The organism is Methylophilus sp. 42 (assembly GCF_000384155.1).
GTDB lineage: Bacteria > Pseudomonadota > Gammaproteobacteria > Burkholderiales > Methylophilaceae > Methylophilus.
The window spans coordinates 2356028-2373025 of sequence record NZ_KB913031.1 but is presented as its reverse complement, the minus strand read 5'-3'; the positions used below and the strand labels follow the sequence as shown (position 1 = coordinate 2373025).

Here is a 16998-nt window from a genome sequence, read left to right as displayed (position 1 = left end):
TGAACTCCTGTTTTGCGTACACTGACAGTTTTACAAGTATTACCTGCCTTGCAATCGGGCGGGGTGGAGCGGGGCACCTTGGAGGTCGCTGCGCATCTGGTTTCGCAAGGTCACCGCTCGCTGGTGATGTCGGCTGGTGGCAGGATGGTGGCTGAGTTGGAGGCCGCAGGCAGTACGCACTTTACCTTTCCCATCGGGCGCAAATCGCTGCTGACTTTTTTACTGATTCCTAAATTGCGTGCACTATGGCGGCGTGAACAAGTGGATATTGTGCACGTGCGTTCGCGCTTTCCGGCATGGGTCGTGTATCTGGCCTGGAAAGGCATGCCCTCTGAGCAACGGCCGCACCTGGTGACGACGGTGCATGGTTATTATCGCCCCGGCTGGTATAGCCGCATCATGACCTGTGGTGAGCGGGTGATTGTCATTTCTAAAACGATAGAGGCTTATGCGCAACGAGAGTATCAGGTAGATGCACGCAAATTGCAGCTGATTTACCGTGGGGTGGATACCGCGCAATACACGCCAGGCTATACGCCAGATCTGAATTGGCAACAAGAATGGTTTGCCGAATATCCGCAGACGCGTGGCAAGCGCTTGCTGGTGTTGCCCGCCAGGGTCTCACGTTGGAAAGGCGCCGCAGACTTTGTCGATATGTTGCGCATTGTTTGCCAGCAACATCGGGATGTACACGCTTTGCTGGTGGGCGAGGTGGCTGCTGATAAACAGGCCTTTGCCGCCTGTTTGCAGCAGAAGATACACGCAGCTGGATTGTCTGAGTGTGTCACCTTGACCGGCTACCGCCAGGATGTGAAACAGATCATGGCCATATCCAAGATTGTTTACTCTTTATCTACCGAGCCAGAGGCCTTTGGGCGCACGACAGTGGAAGCATTGAGTTTGGGCGTGCCGGTGATTGGCTACCAGCATGGTGGCGTGGCGGAGCAGTTGGCAGCGCTATTGCCGGAAGGGGCGGTGCCGGTGGGCAACGTGGCTGAAGTCGCCATGCTGACACTGAGCTGGCTTGCGCATCCGCCAACAGTGCAGCCAAATACGCAATTTTCATTGCAGGTGATGCAGCAAAAAACACTGGCGGTTTATCACGATGTGATGGCCGATGCCGGACAAGGGAGTTGACTATGCATGCCATTGCGTCTTTACATCAGGATAAGCCCCTCGCCATACCGCAGGCTTTAGCACACATTTGCTTATTGCTGGCTGTGATGATTATTGCCTGGAGCCCTTTTTCTGGCGGTGCGAGGTTGCCCACTTTGTTACTGGCTATTGTTGGTGCGGGATTGTTGCTGGCGAGGTTCTCAGATTTACGCAAGCAGCGCGCAGTGTGCCGCTGGACAGTTTTGTTTCTGTTGCTATGGCTACCTATGTGGCTATCATTGCTGCATGCGTTTGATGCAAAAGCCACGCTCGCGGCTATTGCCTGGTTTAGCCTGATGTATCTGGCAGGCCTTGCCTTGGTTATGCAATTGCAGCAGGCTATGGTCAGGCAATTACTTGCGCGCTGGCTGAGTTGGGTCATTGCCCTGTGGATACTGGATAGTGCTATTCAATACCTGTTTGGGGTGGATGTATTGGGTATGCCTAAAACGCCGGAAGGCCGTATAACGGGCATGTTTAGCGATTTGCATCAGGGAATCTTGATGCTGGCCGTGCTGCCGTTGATTTTTTATCACTTGCAAGCCAAACGTGCCTGGCTGGCGTGGGTCATGTTGCTGGGGGCCGGGGTGGTAGTGGCGCTGTCTGGTGCGCGTGGTTATGTCTATATTTATCTTCTGATGTTGCTGCTGGGGCTATGGCGCAGCCAGCCTGGCTGGAAGGTCTGGCTGGCCGTATTGGCAGTGCCGCTAGTGGTGACGCTATGTTCCAGCTTTCTAAATCCACAGTTAGCCAAATATAAATTGCAGAATACACAGGCCATTGCTGCCGCTGAGCAATCCATCTTTGACCGGGTGAATCATGCACTCAGTTATCGACTGAACTTGTGGGAAACCGGTTTGCATATGTGGCAAGCCAATCCAGTCACCGGTATAGGCAGTAATAACTACAAGCGTGCCTATGCACAATACGCCAGCCGTGCCGATGATCCTTTTGCCCACAATCCTACACATAGCCATAACATCTATATCGAATGGCTGGCGGAAACCGGACTGGTTGGCGGTTTGGGGTTGGTGGCGATTGTGGGGTTATGTGTCCACTGGTTCAGGCAGGCAACAGTCACTGATCAACATCAGGCCTGGCCTTATGCCTTGCCATTAATGGTGATTTACTTCCCGGTCAATACTACCCAACCCATGTTAGTGCCCTGGTGGTTTCCGGTACTAATGCTGCTGGCTTGCGCTTTTATCGCCAGTCTGGAGCGGAGCAACAATGACCGCGCAAGTTAAACTGATGCAATACCGGGATGCTGATTGTTTTGGCGCAACGCTGGATCACACCATCGTGCGCGATTTGCCGCGTGACCCGGCCATCAAGCGCATCCTCATTATCAAATGGGGTGGCATGGGCGATATCGTCATCAGTACCGCCATCATGGAAGATATCAGGCTAGCGTTTCCGCAAGCGGAGTTGCACCTGAATACCATGCCCGCCTGGCAATCGCTGTTTACACATGATCCAAGGTTTAGCCGGGTCTGGTGCGTCAACCTGCAGCAACAGCCGGGTCGCTGGCGTGCCTACCGGCAATGGCTGGCTGAAGTGGCTGCGATGCAGTATGACCTGATTATCGATTTGCAAACCAACGATAAAAGTCGTGGTTTGCTGACCATGCTCAGGCTTATGGGTAAGGCGCCGGCCTTGTTATTGGGTAATCACCCGCGTTTTCCTTACACCATACGCCAGCGGCAGCGCCTGCTACAGGCACACGGTTTCCAAATCATGCAGCAAACCTTGCTTTGTGCGGGTATCCCTTTGCGCACACCTGCGCCCAAGCTGCATACTCCACCGTCGTCAGTCGCGTCTGCCGGGCAACTGTTGGCAGGGCATGCGTTGCAGCACAAATCGTTTGTGGTTTTTTTATGCGGCAGCCATGCCAGTGGCCAGACCAAGCGCTGGGGTGCTAAACATTATGCTGATTTGGTTGCGCATTATGGTCAGCAGGGCATGCGTGTGGTCTTACTCGGCGGGCGGGATGAGGCTGAGGAGTGCCTGGCCATTGCCAGCCAACATCCACGGCACGTGGTGAACCTATGTGGGCAAACCAGTTTGCTTGAGGTGCCGGTTATCTGCGCGCAGGCGGCCGCCATTGTTGCCAATGATACTGGCACCGCCCATTTGGCGGCAGCGACCAGCACACCGATGACTGTGATCTGTGGCCCGACTAACCCGTTACGCGTGAAGCCACTGGGGCAGCAAGTGCTAGCGCTACAACTGGAGGTGTCATGCAAGAACTGTTACGCCAAGCAATGTAGCCACCATAGCTGCATGCAGCAACTCACTCCGCAGCGCTTGGTTCCTTATTTGGCAGAACCTAAGCATGCCTAAAGTGATTTGGTGGGGTCGTTCGGACCTGGATTATTCGCGTAACCGCATTTGCAGGCAGTTGCTGCAAGCCTTGGGTTATCAACTCATCGACTTTTCACCGCGCATCAGTGCCCTGGCAGATATTGAGGCGCAGTTGAAAGGCCTCAGCGCAGACCTAGTGTGGGTGCCTTGTTTCCGGCACCGCGATGTGGCCGCTGCTGCGCGTTGGGCACGTAAAAAAAATATCCCGTTGTTGTTCGATCCCCTGATTAGCGCCTGGCAGAAGCAGGTTTATGAGCGGCAAAAAATCAGGGCGGATGGCCTGGCAGCACGTCGCTTGCTTAACCGCGAAAGCCAATGGTTGCACTCTGCAGACATGGTCTTGCTGGATACCGAACCGCAGCGGCAGATGTTTATGCAGCGATTCAAGCTGTCCGCTGCAAAAACTGCCTGCGTCTATGTGGGCGCCGAGCAACCGTTGTTTACGCCTATTGCAGCTGAACGCTCCCCATCGATAATTGAGGTGTTGTTTTATGGCAGCTTTATTGCCTTGCATGGGGTGCAAACCGTCATAGAAGCTGCAAGATTGACGCGCCAGTATACGCATATTCGCTGGGTGTTGCTGGGTGACGGCCCTGCCAGGGCAAGCGCCCAACAGCAGGCTGTCGGTTTGGATAATGTGGATTTTGAGGCTAGCGTGCCTTATCGCCAGTTGCCGCAGCGCATTGCGCAGGCAGATCTTGTGCTGGGGGTGTTTGGTGATTCAGAAAAGGCTGCACAGGTGATGCCTAATAAGGTATTTCAAGCATTGGCGTGCGGGCGGCCAGTGATCACGCGTGCCAGCGCTGCGTATCCAGCAGACATCAGTAAGCAGCATGGCTTATGGCAAATTGAAGCAGCCAATCCACAGGCGTTATCAGAAGCGGTGTTGCAATGGTCACATTGTGCGCGTGAGCAAGGCCAGGCCGCGCATACCTTATATGCACGCTATTTTTCTCCACCGCAGTTGCAACAGCAATTGCAGGCAGCACTACACGCTTTGGGGGGAGTGCATGCGTGATCCCCGGAGATTAACGATGACGATGACCGCCAAACGTATTCTCGTGACCACGCTCTCTAATATTGGTGACGCCGTGATGACCACACCAGTCCTGGCCGCCCTGCATGCGCGATTCCCGGATGCATGTATCGCTCTGTTCTGTGATCCTCGTTCCTCTGTCTTGCGGCAAACACGTTATGACATCATTGTAGATTTACGCACTGCTTTTCTTGGCTATCTACTGCGCGCAACGCGGCGACTCAATAAATATTCGAATGCAATTCCCGCTGCAATATATGTGGAGCTATGACAGGTATAAACAACCATAATGAATAATACGCAAAGCACTTACGCATACCTGAGCAGGCTGATGGCCTATATCAAACCCTATTGGCTGACCTTTGCTGCGGCGCTTTGTTGCCTGGTCATCCTCTCTGCCAGTAATACCGGTTTTCTGAGTACTATTAAACATGTGACTGACGAAGGTTTTGCTGGTCATGCAGAAAACAACTCGCGCATCTACCTGGCCGCCATGCTCTGCGGCTTGCTGTTTGTGCGGGCATTGGCCGGTTTTGGGTCTAATTACCTGGTGCGTATTGTCGGACGGCGTGTGATTGAAGATGTACGCAATCATGTGTTTGACCATATGTTAAAACTGCCTGCCAGTTTCTTTGACCAGCATGCCATTGCCAACATCACCACTAAAATGACCTTTGATTGCGAGCAACTATATAGTGCCGTCACCAAAGTCATTATTTCATCCATTCGCGATAGCCTGACGATTCTCGGTATTGTGGCTTATATGCTCTACCTGGATTGGAAACTCACGCTGGTCTTCTTGATGCTAGCGCCTGTCATTACCCGCTACCTGAAAAAAATGACGCCCAAGTTACGTAACTCTGGCAAGCAGGTGCAAGCGAGTATGTCTGACATGACACAGGTGATTGAAGAAGCCGCCAGTGGTCAGCGTGTCGTCAAGGTATTCAATGGCGAAGCTTATGAATACCAGCGGTTTAGTCGCATCGTTGCCACCAACCGGCAAATGATGGTCAGGCTGGGACGCATCTCAGGGCTCAATAGCATGTTTGTTGAAATGCTGGCAGCGATTGCGCTGGGGATGGTGATTTATTATTCTGCCGGGCAATTCACCGCCGGCGAATTCGCGGCGTTTATTGGTGCTTTGCTCATGCTTATCGGGCCGGTGAAGGCGATTGCTTCTGTGAATGAGGATGTGCAAATTGCAGTGACTGCCTGCCAGAGCGTTTTTGCCGTGCTGGATACGCCGACCGAAATAAATCAGGGTGAGTTAGCGCTAGAGCAGCCTGTTAAAGAGATTCAATTCCACAATGTCGCTTTTAAGTATCCTTATGGTCAGCATGCGGCATTGAAAAACCTTAACCTGACTATTCAGGCAGGCGAAAGTATTGCGCTGGTAGGCATGTCTGGTGGCGGCAAGTCTACGCTGGTGCATCTGTTACCGCGCTTTCATGAGGTACAGCAAGGCAGCATTACCATCAATGGCATCAACATACAGCAACTGGGGTTGCCGTATTTGCGCCAGCAGTTTGCACTGGTGAGTCAGGATACTGTGCTGTTTAACGACACTATATATAACAATATCGCTTACGGTAGCTTGCGCGGCGTGTCTAAAGCAGAAGTGATTGCCGCTGCCAAAGCTGCGCATGCCTGGGAGTTTGTCGAAAAGCTGCCGCAGCAGCTGGATACGCATATCGGTGACCGTGGCCTGCGCTTGTCAGGTGGCCAGCGCCAGCGCCTGTCGATTGCACGTGCCATGCTCAAGAATGCCCCTATCCTCATTCTGGATGAGGCGACCTCAGCGCTGGATAACGAGTCCGAGCATAAAGTACAAGCTGCGCTCAACCAGCTGATGTTAGGCAAGACCACGATCATGATTGCCCACCGCCTGAGCACCATACAGCACGCCAGTCGAATTATTGTGATGGACCAAGGTCAAATCGTTGAAGAGGGCGTGCATGAACAATTGATGCAGTCTGGCGGCAAATATGCCTCGCTCTACAATATATTTAGCAAATAACTGTTGACACTGTTTTTGTAAGTTTGCTATAGTCTCACCTCTCGACGCAACACAAGTTTTACTAGTCGATTCGGACGCGGGATGGAGCAGTCTGGCAGCTCGTCGGGCTCATAACCCGAAGGTCACAGGTTCAAATCCTGTTCCCGCAACCAAGCAAAAATGAGTTTAGAAATTAAATGATTTTGATGCTTGACCGAACGAAAAACCTCTGTATAATGCGCACCTCGTTACGAAATAACGGTAACGAAAACGGCTTAGAAGCTGACTGTTCTTTAAAAATTAGGATGACTGATAAGTGTGGGTGTTTGTAGTTGAGTGAAGCGCATTTAATGCGTAGAAACTCAGAAAATACAAATGCTTTACACTTAGATTTATGACAAGTATGTACAGTGTTTTTTACACACATACCTTGAAATGAATTTGAGATATAAGCGAATCGAATACCGCCTCTTAATTGAGGTAAAAAGTAATAGTTAGGAATTAAACTGAAGAGTTTGATCCTGGCTCAGATTGAACGCTGGCGGAATGCTTTACACATGCAAGTCGAACGATGAACCTTAGCTTGCTAGGGGGATTAGTGGCGAACGGGTGAGTAATATATCGGAACGTACCTTGTAATGGGGGATAACTAGTCGAAAGATTAGCTAATACCGCATACGCCCTGAGGGGGAAAGTAGGGGATCTTCGGACCTTACGTTATAAGAGCGGCCGATATCTGATTAGCTAGTTGGTGGGGTAATGGCCTACCAAGGCGACGATCAGTAGCTGGTCTGAGAGGACGACCAGCCACACTGGAACTGAGACACGGTCCAGACTCCTACGGGAGGCAGCAGTGGGGAATTTTGGACAATGGGCGAAAGCCTGATCCAGCCATTCCGCGTGAGTGAAGAAGGCCTTCGGGTTGTAAAGCTCTTTCGCAAGGGAAGAAAACTTACATTCTAATAAAGTGTGAGGCTGACGGTACCTTGATAAGAAGCACCGGCTAACTACGTGCCAGCAGCCGCGGTAATACGTAGGGTGCGAGCGTTAATCGGAATTACTGGGCGTAAAGCGTGCGCAGGCGGTTTTGTAAGTCAGATGTGAAATCCCCGAGCTCAACTTGGGAACTGCGTTTGAAACTACAAGACTAGAATATGTCAGAGGGGGGTAGAATTCCACGTGTAGCAGTGAAATGCGTAGAGATGTGGAGGAATACCAATGGCGAAGGCAGCCCCCTGGGATAATATTGACGCTCATGCACGAAAGCGTGGGGAGCAAACAGGATTAGATACCCTGGTAGTCCACGCCCTAAACGATGTCTACTAGTTGTTGGTGGAGTAAAATCCATGAGTAACGCAGCTAACGCGTGAAGTAGACCGCCTGGGGAGTACGGTCGCAAGATTAAAACTCAAAGGAATTGACGGGGGCCCGCACAAGCGGTGGATTATGTGGATTAATTCGATGCAACGCGAAAAACCTTACCTGGCCTTGACATGCCACTAACGAAGCAGAGATGCATTAGGTGCCCGAAAGGGAAAGTGGACACAGGTGCTGCATGGCTGTCGTCAGCTCGTGTCGTGAGATGTTGGGTTAAGTCCCGCAACGAGCGCAACCCTTGCCATTAATTGCCATCATTTAGTTGGGCACTTTAATGGGACTGCCGGTGACAAACCGGAGGAAGGTGGGGATGACGTCAAGTCCTCATGGCCCTTATGGCCAGGGCTTCACACGTAATACAATGGTCGGTACAGAGAGTTGCCAACCCGCGAGGGGGAGCTAATCTCAGAAAGCCGATCGTAGTCCGGATTGTTCTCTGCAACTCGAGAGCATGAAGTCGGAATCGCTAGTAATCGCGGATCAGCATGTCGCGGTGAATACGTTCCCGGGCCTTGTACACACCGCCCGTCACACCATGGGAGTGGGTTTTACCAGAAGTAGTTAGTCTAACCGCAAGGGGGACGATTACCACGGTAGTATTCATGACTGGGGTGAAGTCGTAACAAGGTAGCCGTATCGGAAGGTGCGGCTGGATCACCTCCTTTCTAGAGAAGATCACTCGGCTTCAAGCATTCACTCTTATCAGTCATCTAAAATTAAGCAGCAACAAAGATTTAGGCAAACCGCCTTAGGGTCTGTAGCTCAGCTGGTTAGAGCACCGTCTTGATAAGGCGGGGGTCGTTGGTTCGAGCCCAACCAGACCCACCACTCTATATTGGGGGATTAGCTCAGCTGGGAGAGCACCTGCTTTGCAAGCAGGGGGTCGTCGGTTCGATCCCGTCATCCTCCACCAAGAACTTTGTTGTGAATTAGAGATTAGAAGCAAGCGTTATTAATTGAAGTTTAATTAAATGTTTGCTTCTGGTTTTTAAACATTAGTTTAACTACTAAGACTGCTCTTTAACAAAATGGAAGAAGTAAAGGAATATAGGTTGTGTGATGACAACTTATATTCAATGGGCGATATTATTTTTTAACCGGAAATAATATCGATTGATTGCAAAATCATAAATATTAAACGCAAGTTGAGAAGTTTAGGTTATTGAGTGATTGATAATTTAAGCGAATCTAACGAGGTTTGATAGTGCTTTAGAATTACCTGTAACGCGTGTCTCATGCACGACGAAATCTAGATTTAAAAAGGGTTTAGGTTTTAACGTTATAGGGTCAAGTGAATAAGTGCATATGGTGGATGCCTTGGCGATATCAGGCGATGAAGGACGTGATAGCCTGCGAAAAGCTTCGGGGAGCTGGCAAATAAGCTTTGATCCGGAGATGTCCGAATGGGGAAACCCGGCCGTAAGGTCATTCTCTTCTGAATATATAGGAAGAGTAAAGCGAACCGAGTGAACTGAAACATCTAAGTAACTCGAGGAAAAGAAATCAACCGAGATTCCGTAAGTAGTGGCGAGCGAACATGGAACAGCCTGTTATTTTTAGCAGACGCGATAGTAGAACGGAATGGAAAGTCCGACCGTAGTGGGTGATAGTCCCGTATACGAAATCCCGTTTGTGGAACTAGGGTAACGAAAAGTAGGGCGGGGCACGAGAAACCTTGTCTGAACATGGGGGGACCATCCTCCAAGGCTAAATACTCGATATCGACCGATAGTGAACAAGTACCGTGAGGGAAAGGCGAAAAGAACCCCGGGAGGGGAGTGAAATAGATCCTGAAACCGTATGCATACAAACAGTGGGAGCCTCGTAAGGGGTGACTGCGTACCTTTTGTATAATGGGTCAGCGACTTACATTCAGTGGCAAGCTTAACCGATAGGGGAGGCGTAGAGAAATCGAGTCCGAATAGGGCGAATCAGTCGCTGGGTGTAGACCCGAAACCAAGTGATCTATCCATGGCCAGGATGAAGGTGCCGTAACAGGTACTGGAGGTCCGAACCCACAAATGTTGAAAAATTTGGGGATGAGCTGTGGATAGGGGTGAAAGGCTAAACAAACTTGGAGATAGCTGGTTCTCTCCGAAAACTATTTAGGTAGTGCCTCGTATATCATTCTCGGGGGTAGAGCACTGTTATGGCTAGGGGGTTCATAAGAACTTACCAAACCATTGCAAACTCCGAATACTGAGAAATGCAATTACGGGAGACAGACCATGGGTGCTAACGTCCGTGGTCAAGAGGGAAACAACCCAGACCGACAGCTAAGGTCCCAAATGACGTGCTAAGTGGAAAACGAAGTGGGAAGGCATAGACAGCCAGGATGTTGGCTTAGAAGCAGCCATCATTTAAAGAAAGCGTAATAGCTCACTGGTCGAGTCGTCCTGCGCGGAAGATGTAACGGGGCTAAGCACGTAACCGAAGCTTCGGATGCCATATTTATATGGCATGGTAGGAGAGCGTTCTGTAGGCCTGCGAAGGTGTGCTGTGAGGCATGCTGGAGGTATCAGAAGTGCGAATGCTGACATGAGTAGCGATAAAGGGAGTGAAAAGCTCCCTCGCCGAAAGCCCAAGGTTTCCTGCGCAACGTTCATCGGCGCAGGGTGAGTCGGCCCCTAAGGTGAGGCAGAGATGCGTAGCTGATGGGAAACAGGTTAATATTCCTGTACCTCTATACAATGCGATGTGGGGACGGAGAAGGTTAGGTCAGCCGGGTGTTGGATGTCCCGGTTCAAGCGTGTAGGTTGGTTCTTTAGGCAAATCCGGAGAGCTAAGACTGAGACGTGATAACGAGTCTGCTTGCAGACGAAGTGATTGATACCATGCTTCCAAGAAAAGCCACTAAGCTTCAGTTGTATAAGACCGTACCGCAAACCGACACAGGTGGGCAGGATGAGAATTCTAAGGCGCTTGAGAGAACCCGGGAGAAGGAACTCGGCAAATTAGCACCGTAACTTCGGGAGAAGGTGCGCCCCGGTAGTGTGTAGAGATTTACTCTCGAAGCACGATGGGGTTGCAGTGAAAAGGTGGCTGCGACTGTTTAATAAAAACACAGCACTCTGCAAACACGAAAGTGGACGTATAGGGTGTGACGCCTGCCCGGTGCTGGAAGATTAAATGATGGGGTGCAAGCTCTTGATTGAAGTCCCAGTAAACGGCGGCCGTAACTATAACGGTCCTAAGGTAGCGAAATTCCTTGTCGGGTAAGTTCCGACCCGCACGAATGGCGTAACGATGGCCACACTGTCTCCTCTCGGGACTCAGCGAAGTTGAAATGTTTGTGAAGATGCAATCTCCCCGCGGCTAGACGGAAAGACCCCATGAACCTTTACTGCAGCTTTACATTGGACTTTGACAAGATTTGTGTAGGATAGGTGGGAGACGTTGAAGCGGAGTCGCTAGATTTCGTGGAGTCAACCTTGAAATACCACCCTGATGTTGTTGAGGTTCTAACCTAGGTCCGTAATCCGGACTGGGGACCGTGTATGGTAGGCAGTTTGACTGGGGCGGTCTCCTCCCAAAGAGTAACGGAGGAGTGCGAAGGTAACCTAGGTACGGTCGGAAATCGTACTGATAGTGCAATGGCATAAGGTTGCTTGACTGCGAGACGGACAGGTCGAGCAGGTGCGAAAGCAGGTCATAGTGATCCGGTGGTTCTGTATGGAAGGGCCATCGCTCAACGGATAAAAGGTACTCTGGGGATAACAGGCTGATTCCTCCCAAGAGTTCATATCGACGGGGGAGTTTGGCACCTCGATGTCGGCTCATCACATCCTGGGGCTGTAGCCGGTCCCAAGGGTATGGCTGTTCGCCATTTAAAGTGGTACGTGAGCTGGGTTTAAAACGTCGTGAGACAGTTTGGTCCCTATCTGCCGTGGGCGCTGCAAGTTTGAGGGGACCTGCTCCTAGTACGAGAGGACCGGAGTGGACGCACCTCTGGTGGACCAGTTATCATGCCAATGGTATAGCTGGGTAGCTAAGTGCGGAAGAGATAAACGCTGAAAGCATCTAAGCGTGAAACTCGCCTCGAGATGAGACTTGCCTCTGGCTTTAAGCCAGCTAAAGAGTCGTTCAAGACCAGGACGTTGATAGGTCAGGTGTGGAAGTGCAGTAATGCATTAAGCTAACTGATACTAATTGCTCGTGAGGCTTGATCCTATAACCTTAAAACTTAAACATAAGTCTAAAGGTGTAGTTCAAAGCAATATGATTTGGCAATCATCTAGAAATAAGAAACACAAGTTGTTTCATACCCTAATCCCATTGAAAACAAGCGTAAAACGCTTGCATCCTTTACTTCTTCCAATTTGTTAAAGCAGGCTGAGCCAAAACTCAGCACCATGCATAACATTACCAGTTATGTTTGGGGACAATAGCGGTTTGGAACCACCCCTTCCCATCTCGAACAGGGCCGTGAAACGAACTTGCGCCAATGATAGTGTACTCTTCGTATGCGAAAGTAGGTCATCCCCAAGCTCCTATTCTAAAAAGGCCTCAACACTCGCGTGTTGAGGCCTTTTTTATTGCACGAAAATGGGGTTGGACATTAGAAATGCCTCCTTAAATATACAAAAAAGCCTCTTAACAAGAGGCTTTTTTGCTTAGGCAGCCGTTAATTGATCGTTTGCCATTGGCCTTGTTCTGCCAGGCAGGCGCGATTGCTGGCTTGCTGACGTTTTCCCTGTTCTATCCATTCAAGGCGGTAAGATTTACATTTTTGATTACCTTGTATGAAGTCTGCGGTTGGCGTGAGGTTGTATTCAATACGGCTATCAGGATTTACCCAATGAACCCGTTGCCCTATGCGTCCCAGTTCGAGCGCGTGGCCTATACAGCCCCTATCGTTATTATCTATAGCTTTACCTATCTGATTACCGATCACTGCGCCTATGACGGAACCGAGAATAATTGCAATCGGTTTATTTGAGTCTTCACCGACGCTGGCGCCCACTGCGCCGCCGATGACACCACCAGTGACCGTGCCGACGATTTGCCACTGACATTCTCCACTGATTACACCATAGTCACGCTGCCACTGGTAGCCTGAATAGCCACGATAGTAAGGGTCATGTTTCTTTCTCCAGCCATGAGCCGGTGCGTGCGCTGGCGGGTCCGCGTAGCTGGTGCCTATTATTGCGCACAATGATAGCAATATACTGCTGATGATTACCTTGGTATTGTTCATGATTCGCTCCCGAGGATCTATTGTTATGATGGGTACCGCTGCTTGATTATAGAATGACTTTTTAACAAGTGTTTAAGTCGTCTTAAACAAAAGCAGGTAAGCAGTCATGAGGATGACGTTTTGTTGCAATATCAGCCGCTTGATTTCAGGTGTGCCAAAGAAGTGCATGCCTGCATGATAAAATGACAGGATGACTCAATATCATGTTCTGATTCCCAGTGCCGGCAGTGGCTCGCGTATGCAAAGTGTTGCGCCCAAGCAATATTTACCACTCAACGGGAAACCAATCTTGCGTCACGCTATCGATACCTTTGAGGCGATACCTGCCATCAGCCGTATTTTTATTGTGACTGCACCTGAAGATGCTTATTGGTCGGATGACTTGTTGCAAGACTGTCATAAGACTCAGGTATTGTCTTGCGGTGGCGATAGTCGCGCGGCTTCTGTCTATCAAGGTTTGCAGGTCATGGCGTCATATATTGATCGCGATGATTGGGTATTGGTACATGATGGGGCACGCCCCGGTGTTGATGCGGTGATGGTGCAGCGTTTAATTGACGCCATTAGGCCGACGGACGTTGGTGGTCTGCTGGCTTTGCCGCTGGCAGACACTTTGAAGCGTGCTGATACGACTCAGCATGTCGCTGAGACTGTTCCGCGTGAAGCATTGTGGCAGGCACAAACGCCGCAAATGTTTAAAGCGGGCATGTTACAGCACGCGCTGGCAACACATTTACACCGTCAGCCTACAGACGAAGCGCAGGCAATGGAGTGGGCAGGCCATGCACCCAAGCTGGTGCTGGGTGATTTGAAAAATTTAAAAATTACGTATCCGCATGATGTTGCCGTTGTTTCGGCACTGATGCAGGCAATGCAGAGCGAACAGGATGCAGAATGATCCCCTTTAGAATTGGCCACGGCTTTGATGTGCACGCGCTGGTGACTGGCCGTGACTGTATTATCGGCGGCGTGCATATTCCACATAGCCATGGCCTGGATGGGCATTCTGATGCGGATGTATTGCTGCATGCTATTTGCGATGCTTTGCTAGGCGCGGCTGCTTTGGGCGATATCGGCAAGCATTTTCCACCGACAGATATGCAATTTAAAGGAATCGATTCCCGCACGTTGTTGCGGCACGTGGTGGCTTTGCTGAATGGTAAAGGCTATCAGGTCGGCAATATTGATGCGACAGTGATTTGTGAGGCCCCCAGGTTAAGCAGACATACGACACAGATGTGCAGCAATATTGCGGCTGATTGTCAGGTTGCCGTTGACCAGGTGAATGTGAAAGCAACCACCACAGAAAAACTCGGCTTTACTGGCCGTAGTGAAGGCATCGCTGCAGAAGCCGTTTGTACCATTTATTCCAAGTAGTGATCATGCGATTATTCAGCCGTTTTGAAGCATTGGTGTCGCCATTTCCGCGCGAGATACTGCATCAGCTCCCCACCCGTTTCTGGCCTTTTATGTGGGCATGCTCGTATGGCATGCGCCGTTATATCCTGGCGATGACGATACTCACTGCCTGTATTGGTTCTTTTGAAGCGTTATTGTTTGCACTGATGGGCAAAGTGGTCGATAAGTTGACTGCGATTGCGCCGGGTCAGCTATGGACCACCCATCATGACACTTTGTGGCTGGTGGCTTCTATTTTAATGGGTAGTACGCTGGTTATTGTGTTGCAAACATTGATCAAGCACCAGACGCTGGCAGGTAATTTCCCCATGCGTTTGCGCTGGCAGTTTCATCAGCATATGCTCAACCAGAGCATGGGTTTTTACCAGGATGAGTTTGCTGGCCGCGTCTCGGCCAAGGTCATGCAAACCGCACTTGCCGTGCGTGAAGTCTGGTTTATCCTCGCGGATATCATGGTCTATGTGTTGTTGTATTTCACCACGATTGTGACCGTCGTCGGCAGCTTTCATCCATGGATGGTGCTGCCTTTCCTCGGCTGGCTGTTGCTCTATGCTTGCGCCCTGGTCTATTTTATTCCGCGGCTGGCCAAGGTGTCACAGCATCAGGCTGACGCGCGCGCGCTGATGACCGGCCGTATTACCGATGCCTATACCAATATTTCTACCGTGAAATTGTTTTCGCACGCAGGGCGCGAGGCGAGCTATGCGCAATCGGCCATGCAAGAGTTTCTCGACACTGTCCATGGGCAAATGCGCATGGTGAGTTGTGTCGAAAGCATTAATCATTTTTTGAATATGTGCCTGATTATTGCCAGCGGCAGCATGGTGTTGTGGTTGTGGTCACAAAGCCTGGTCGCCGCCGGGGCGGTGGCAGCTGTGATGGCCATGGGCTTGCGCCTCAACGGGATTTCGCACTGGGTGATGTGGGAGCTGACTTCGCTGTATGAACAAATCGGCACGGTGCAAGACGGCATGAATACCTTGTCGGTGGAAAACCGCGTGGTGGATGTGCCGGATGCGTTGACGCTGAGTGTGCCCAAGGGGGAGGTCTTGTTCCAGCAAGTGGATTTTGCCTATGACAAACAGGCGCCGTTACTGCAGGATTTTGACCTGCATATCCAACCTGGTGAGCGTGTTGGACTGGTGGGGCGTTCCGGAGCTGGTAAATCGTCTATCGTTAATTTGCTTATGCGTTTTTACGATATTCAGGCCGGGCATATCCGCATAGACGGGCAGGCGATTGATAGCGTTAAACAGGATTCTTTACGTCAGCAAATCGGTATGGTGACACAAGATACTTCTTTGTTGCATCGCTCTGTGCGCGAGAATATTTTATATGGCCGCCCGGATGCAACTGATGATGAGATGATCATGGCCGCCAAGCGTGCCGAGGCGCATGATTTCATTCTGAGTCTGCGCGATGCCAAGGGTCGTACCGGCTACGATGCACATGTCGGTGAGCGTGGTGTGAAGTTATCAGGCGGTCAACGCCAGCGTATTGCCATTGCCCGTGTCATGTTGAAAAACGCACCAATACTGGTGTTGGACGAAGCGACTAGTGCGCTGGACTCTGAGGTGGAATTAGCCATTCAACATCATCTCGCACAATTGATGGAAGGCAAAACCGTGATTGCCATTGCCCATCGTTTATCCACCATTGCTGCCATGGACAGGCTGATTGTGCTTGATCAAGGCCGTATTGTTGAAACAGGTACACACCATCAATTGCTGGCACACGATGGCATCTACGCCAAATTGTGGACGCACCAAAGCGGCGGTTTTTTGGGCGAATAAGCGTTCACGCTTGCCGCGGTTTTTCTTTGCTGATCTTTTAATTAATTTAAAAACATTTCAATAAATGTTATCCTCTCCTGGGTGTTGACCGCCCAGGCAGAGCGCTCACCTCATTGTCTGGCAGCCTGGTGATGTTAATCCAACATTACAACTGTGACAGATTGTCATATTGCCGCCACTTTTCTGCAATCTAATCTGCTTAGTATTGTCATCAAATTTTCATGGAGTGTTAGCGATGCCTTGTCGTTCTGTCCGGAACAGTCGCGGTTTTACCTTACTAGAATTATTAGTGGTGATGGTTATTATTGGCCTGCTTGCTGGTTATGTTGGGCCGAAGTATTTCCAGCAGATCGGTAAGTCAGAAGTGAAGACGGCGAAGGCACAGATTGCAGCGCTGGAGCAGGCACTGGATCAGTATCGATTGGATGTTGGTCACTATCCGGCCACCGAGCAGGGTTTGCAGGCATTGATGACCAATGCCGATAACAACACGCACTGGAGCGGCCCTTATTTAAAAAAAGAAGTACCGAATGACCCGTGGGGCAAAGCGTACCAGTACCGTATGCCGGGTCAGCATGGCGAGTACGATTTGTTCAGCCTGGGCAAGGACGGCCAGGTAGGTGGTAGTGACGAAGCACAGGATATTACCAACTGGTAAACT

General features: G+C 50.5%; 11 protein-coding genes, 3 tRNA genes and 3 rRNA genes. 16 read left to right on the top strand and 1 reads right to left on the bottom strand.

Annotation, left to right across the window (positions count from 1 at the left end; genetic code table 11):
• The first annotated feature begins 12 nt into the window (after positions 1-12).
• The 12 genes from MET42_RS0111225 to rrf all read left to right on the top strand — a co-directional run bounded on the left by MET42_RS0111225 (position 13) and on the right by rrf (position 12416).
• Complete coding sequence (locus MET42_RS0111225; protein ID WP_019883088.1) at positions 13-1137, top strand: glycosyltransferase family 4 protein; 1125 nt, start codon at positions 13-15, stop codon at positions 1135-1137.
• Positions 1138-1139: 2 nt separating this feature from the next.
• A complete protein-coding gene (locus tag MET42_RS0111220) occupies positions 1140-2402 on the top strand; it encodes an O-antigen ligase (protein WP_019883087.1) in 1263 nt (420 codons plus the stop codon).
• The gene (locus MET42_RS0111215) at positions 2386-3498 is read left to right on the top strand and encodes a glycosyltransferase family 9 protein (RefSeq protein ID WP_019883086.1); all 1113 of its coding nucleotides are present in this window, start codon (positions 2386-2388) and stop codon (positions 3496-3498) included. The genes MET42_RS0111220 and MET42_RS0111215 overlap by 17 nt, the downstream gene beginning before the upstream one ends.
• Positions 3491-4537, top strand: a complete 1047-nt coding sequence (locus tag MET42_RS0111210) for a glycosyltransferase (RefSeq protein ID WP_019883085.1) — start codon at positions 3491-3493, stop codon at positions 4535-4537. The genes MET42_RS0111215 and MET42_RS0111210 overlap by 8 nt, the downstream gene beginning before the upstream one ends.
• Positions 4538-4553: 16 nt before the next feature.
• Complete coding sequence (locus MET42_RS14825; protein WP_157380511.1) at positions 4554-4826, top strand: glycosyltransferase family 9 protein; 273 nt, start codon at positions 4554-4556, stop codon at positions 4824-4826.
• Positions 4827-4844: 18 nt separating this feature from the next.
• Positions 4845-6572: a lipid A export permease/ATP-binding protein MsbA gene (msbA, locus tag MET42_RS0111205; RefSeq protein WP_019883084.1), complete on the top strand. Its 1728-nt coding sequence runs from the start codon at positions 4845-4847 to the stop codon at positions 6570-6572.
• A gap of 75 nt (positions 6573-6647) precedes the next feature.
• Positions 6648-6724, top strand: a tRNA-Met gene (locus MET42_RS0111200).
• A gap of 330 nt (positions 6725-7054) precedes the next feature.
• Positions 7055-8593 (top strand): 16S ribosomal RNA (locus MET42_RS0111195).
• Between the two features lie 86 nt (positions 8594-8679).
• A tRNA-Ile gene (locus tag MET42_RS0111190) sits at positions 8680-8756 on the top strand.
• A gap of 9 nt (positions 8757-8765) precedes the next feature.
• A tRNA-Ala gene (locus tag MET42_RS0111185) sits at positions 8766-8841 on the top strand.
• Between the two features lie 372 nt (positions 8842-9213).
• Positions 9214-12098, top strand: a 23S ribosomal RNA gene (locus MET42_RS0111180).
• 204 nt (positions 12099-12302) lie between these two features.
• Positions 12303-12416: ribosomal RNA gene (gene rrf / locus MET42_RS0111175) — 5S ribosomal RNA — on the top strand.
• Together the 16S, 23S and 5S rRNA genes with 3 tRNA genes alongside form the textbook arrangement of a ribosomal RNA operon.
• A 136-nt stretch (positions 12417-12552) precedes the next feature.
• On the opposite strand, the gene MET42_RS0111170 is transcribed toward rrf, so the two are convergent.
• Complete coding sequence (locus tag MET42_RS0111170) at positions 12553-13125, bottom strand: glycine zipper domain-containing protein (RefSeq protein ID WP_019883083.1); 573 nt, start codon at positions 13123-13125, stop codon at positions 12553-12555.
• Positions 13126-13315: 190 nt separating this feature from the next.
• On the opposite strand from MET42_RS0111170, the gene ispD reads away from it, so the two are divergent.
• The 4 genes from ispD (at position 13316) to gspG (ending at position 16995) form a co-directional block, all read left to right on the top strand.
• Entirely contained in the window at positions 13316-14023 is a 708-nt protein-coding gene (gene ispD / locus MET42_RS0111165; RefSeq protein WP_019883082.1) for a 2-C-methyl-D-erythritol 4-phosphate cytidylyltransferase, read from the top strand.
• Entirely contained in the window at positions 14020-14502 is a 483-nt protein-coding gene (gene ispF, locus MET42_RS0111160) for a 2-C-methyl-D-erythritol 2,4-cyclodiphosphate synthase (protein WP_019883081.1), read from the top strand. The genes ispD and ispF overlap by 4 nt, the downstream gene beginning before the upstream one ends.
• A 5-nt stretch (positions 14503-14507) precedes the next feature.
• Positions 14508-16337 (top strand): ABC transporter ATP-binding protein, encoded by a 1830-nt coding sequence (locus MET42_RS0111155; RefSeq protein ID WP_019883080.1) that lies wholly within the window; start codon positions 14508-14510, stop codon positions 16335-16337.
• Positions 16338-16572: 235 nt separating this feature from the next.
• Complete coding sequence (gspG, locus tag MET42_RS0111150) at positions 16573-16995, top strand: type II secretion system major pseudopilin GspG (RefSeq protein WP_019883079.1); 423 nt, start codon at positions 16573-16575, stop codon at positions 16993-16995.
• The last annotated feature ends 3 nt before the right edge of the window (positions 16996-16998 follow it).

Coding starts and splice junctions, on each gene's coding strand:
- MET42_RS0111220 (WP_019883087.1), top strand. CDS start 1,140: ATGCATGCCATTGCGTCTTTACATCAGGATAAGCCCCTCGCCATACCG.
- MET42_RS0111215 (WP_019883086.1), top strand. CDS start 2,386: ATGACCGCGCAAGTTAAACTGATGCAATACCGGGATGCTGATTGTTTT.
- MET42_RS0111210 (WP_019883085.1), top strand. CDS start 3,491: ATGCCTAAAGTGATTTGGTGGGGTCGTTCGGACCTGGATTATTCGCGT.
- MET42_RS14825 (WP_157380511.1), top strand. CDS start 4,554: ATGACGATGACCGCCAAACGTATTCTCGTGACCACGCTCTCTAATATT.
- msbA (WP_019883084.1), top strand. CDS start 4,845: ATGAATAATACGCAAAGCACTTACGCATACCTGAGCAGGCTGATGGCC.
- MET42_RS0111170 (WP_019883083.1), bottom strand. CDS start 13,125: ATGAACAATACCAAGGTAATCATCAGCAGTATATTGCTATCATTGTGC.
- ispD (WP_019883082.1), top strand. CDS start 13,316: ATGACTCAATATCATGTTCTGATTCCCAGTGCCGGCAGTGGCTCGCGT.
- ispF (WP_019883081.1), top strand. CDS start 14,020: ATGATCCCCTTTAGAATTGGCCACGGCTTTGATGTGCACGCGCTGGTG.
- MET42_RS0111155 (WP_019883080.1), top strand. CDS start 14,508: ATGCGATTATTCAGCCGTTTTGAAGCATTGGTGTCGCCATTTCCGCGC.
- gspG (WP_019883079.1), top strand. CDS start 16,573: ATGCCTTGTCGTTCTGTCCGGAACAGTCGCGGTTTTACCTTACTAGAA.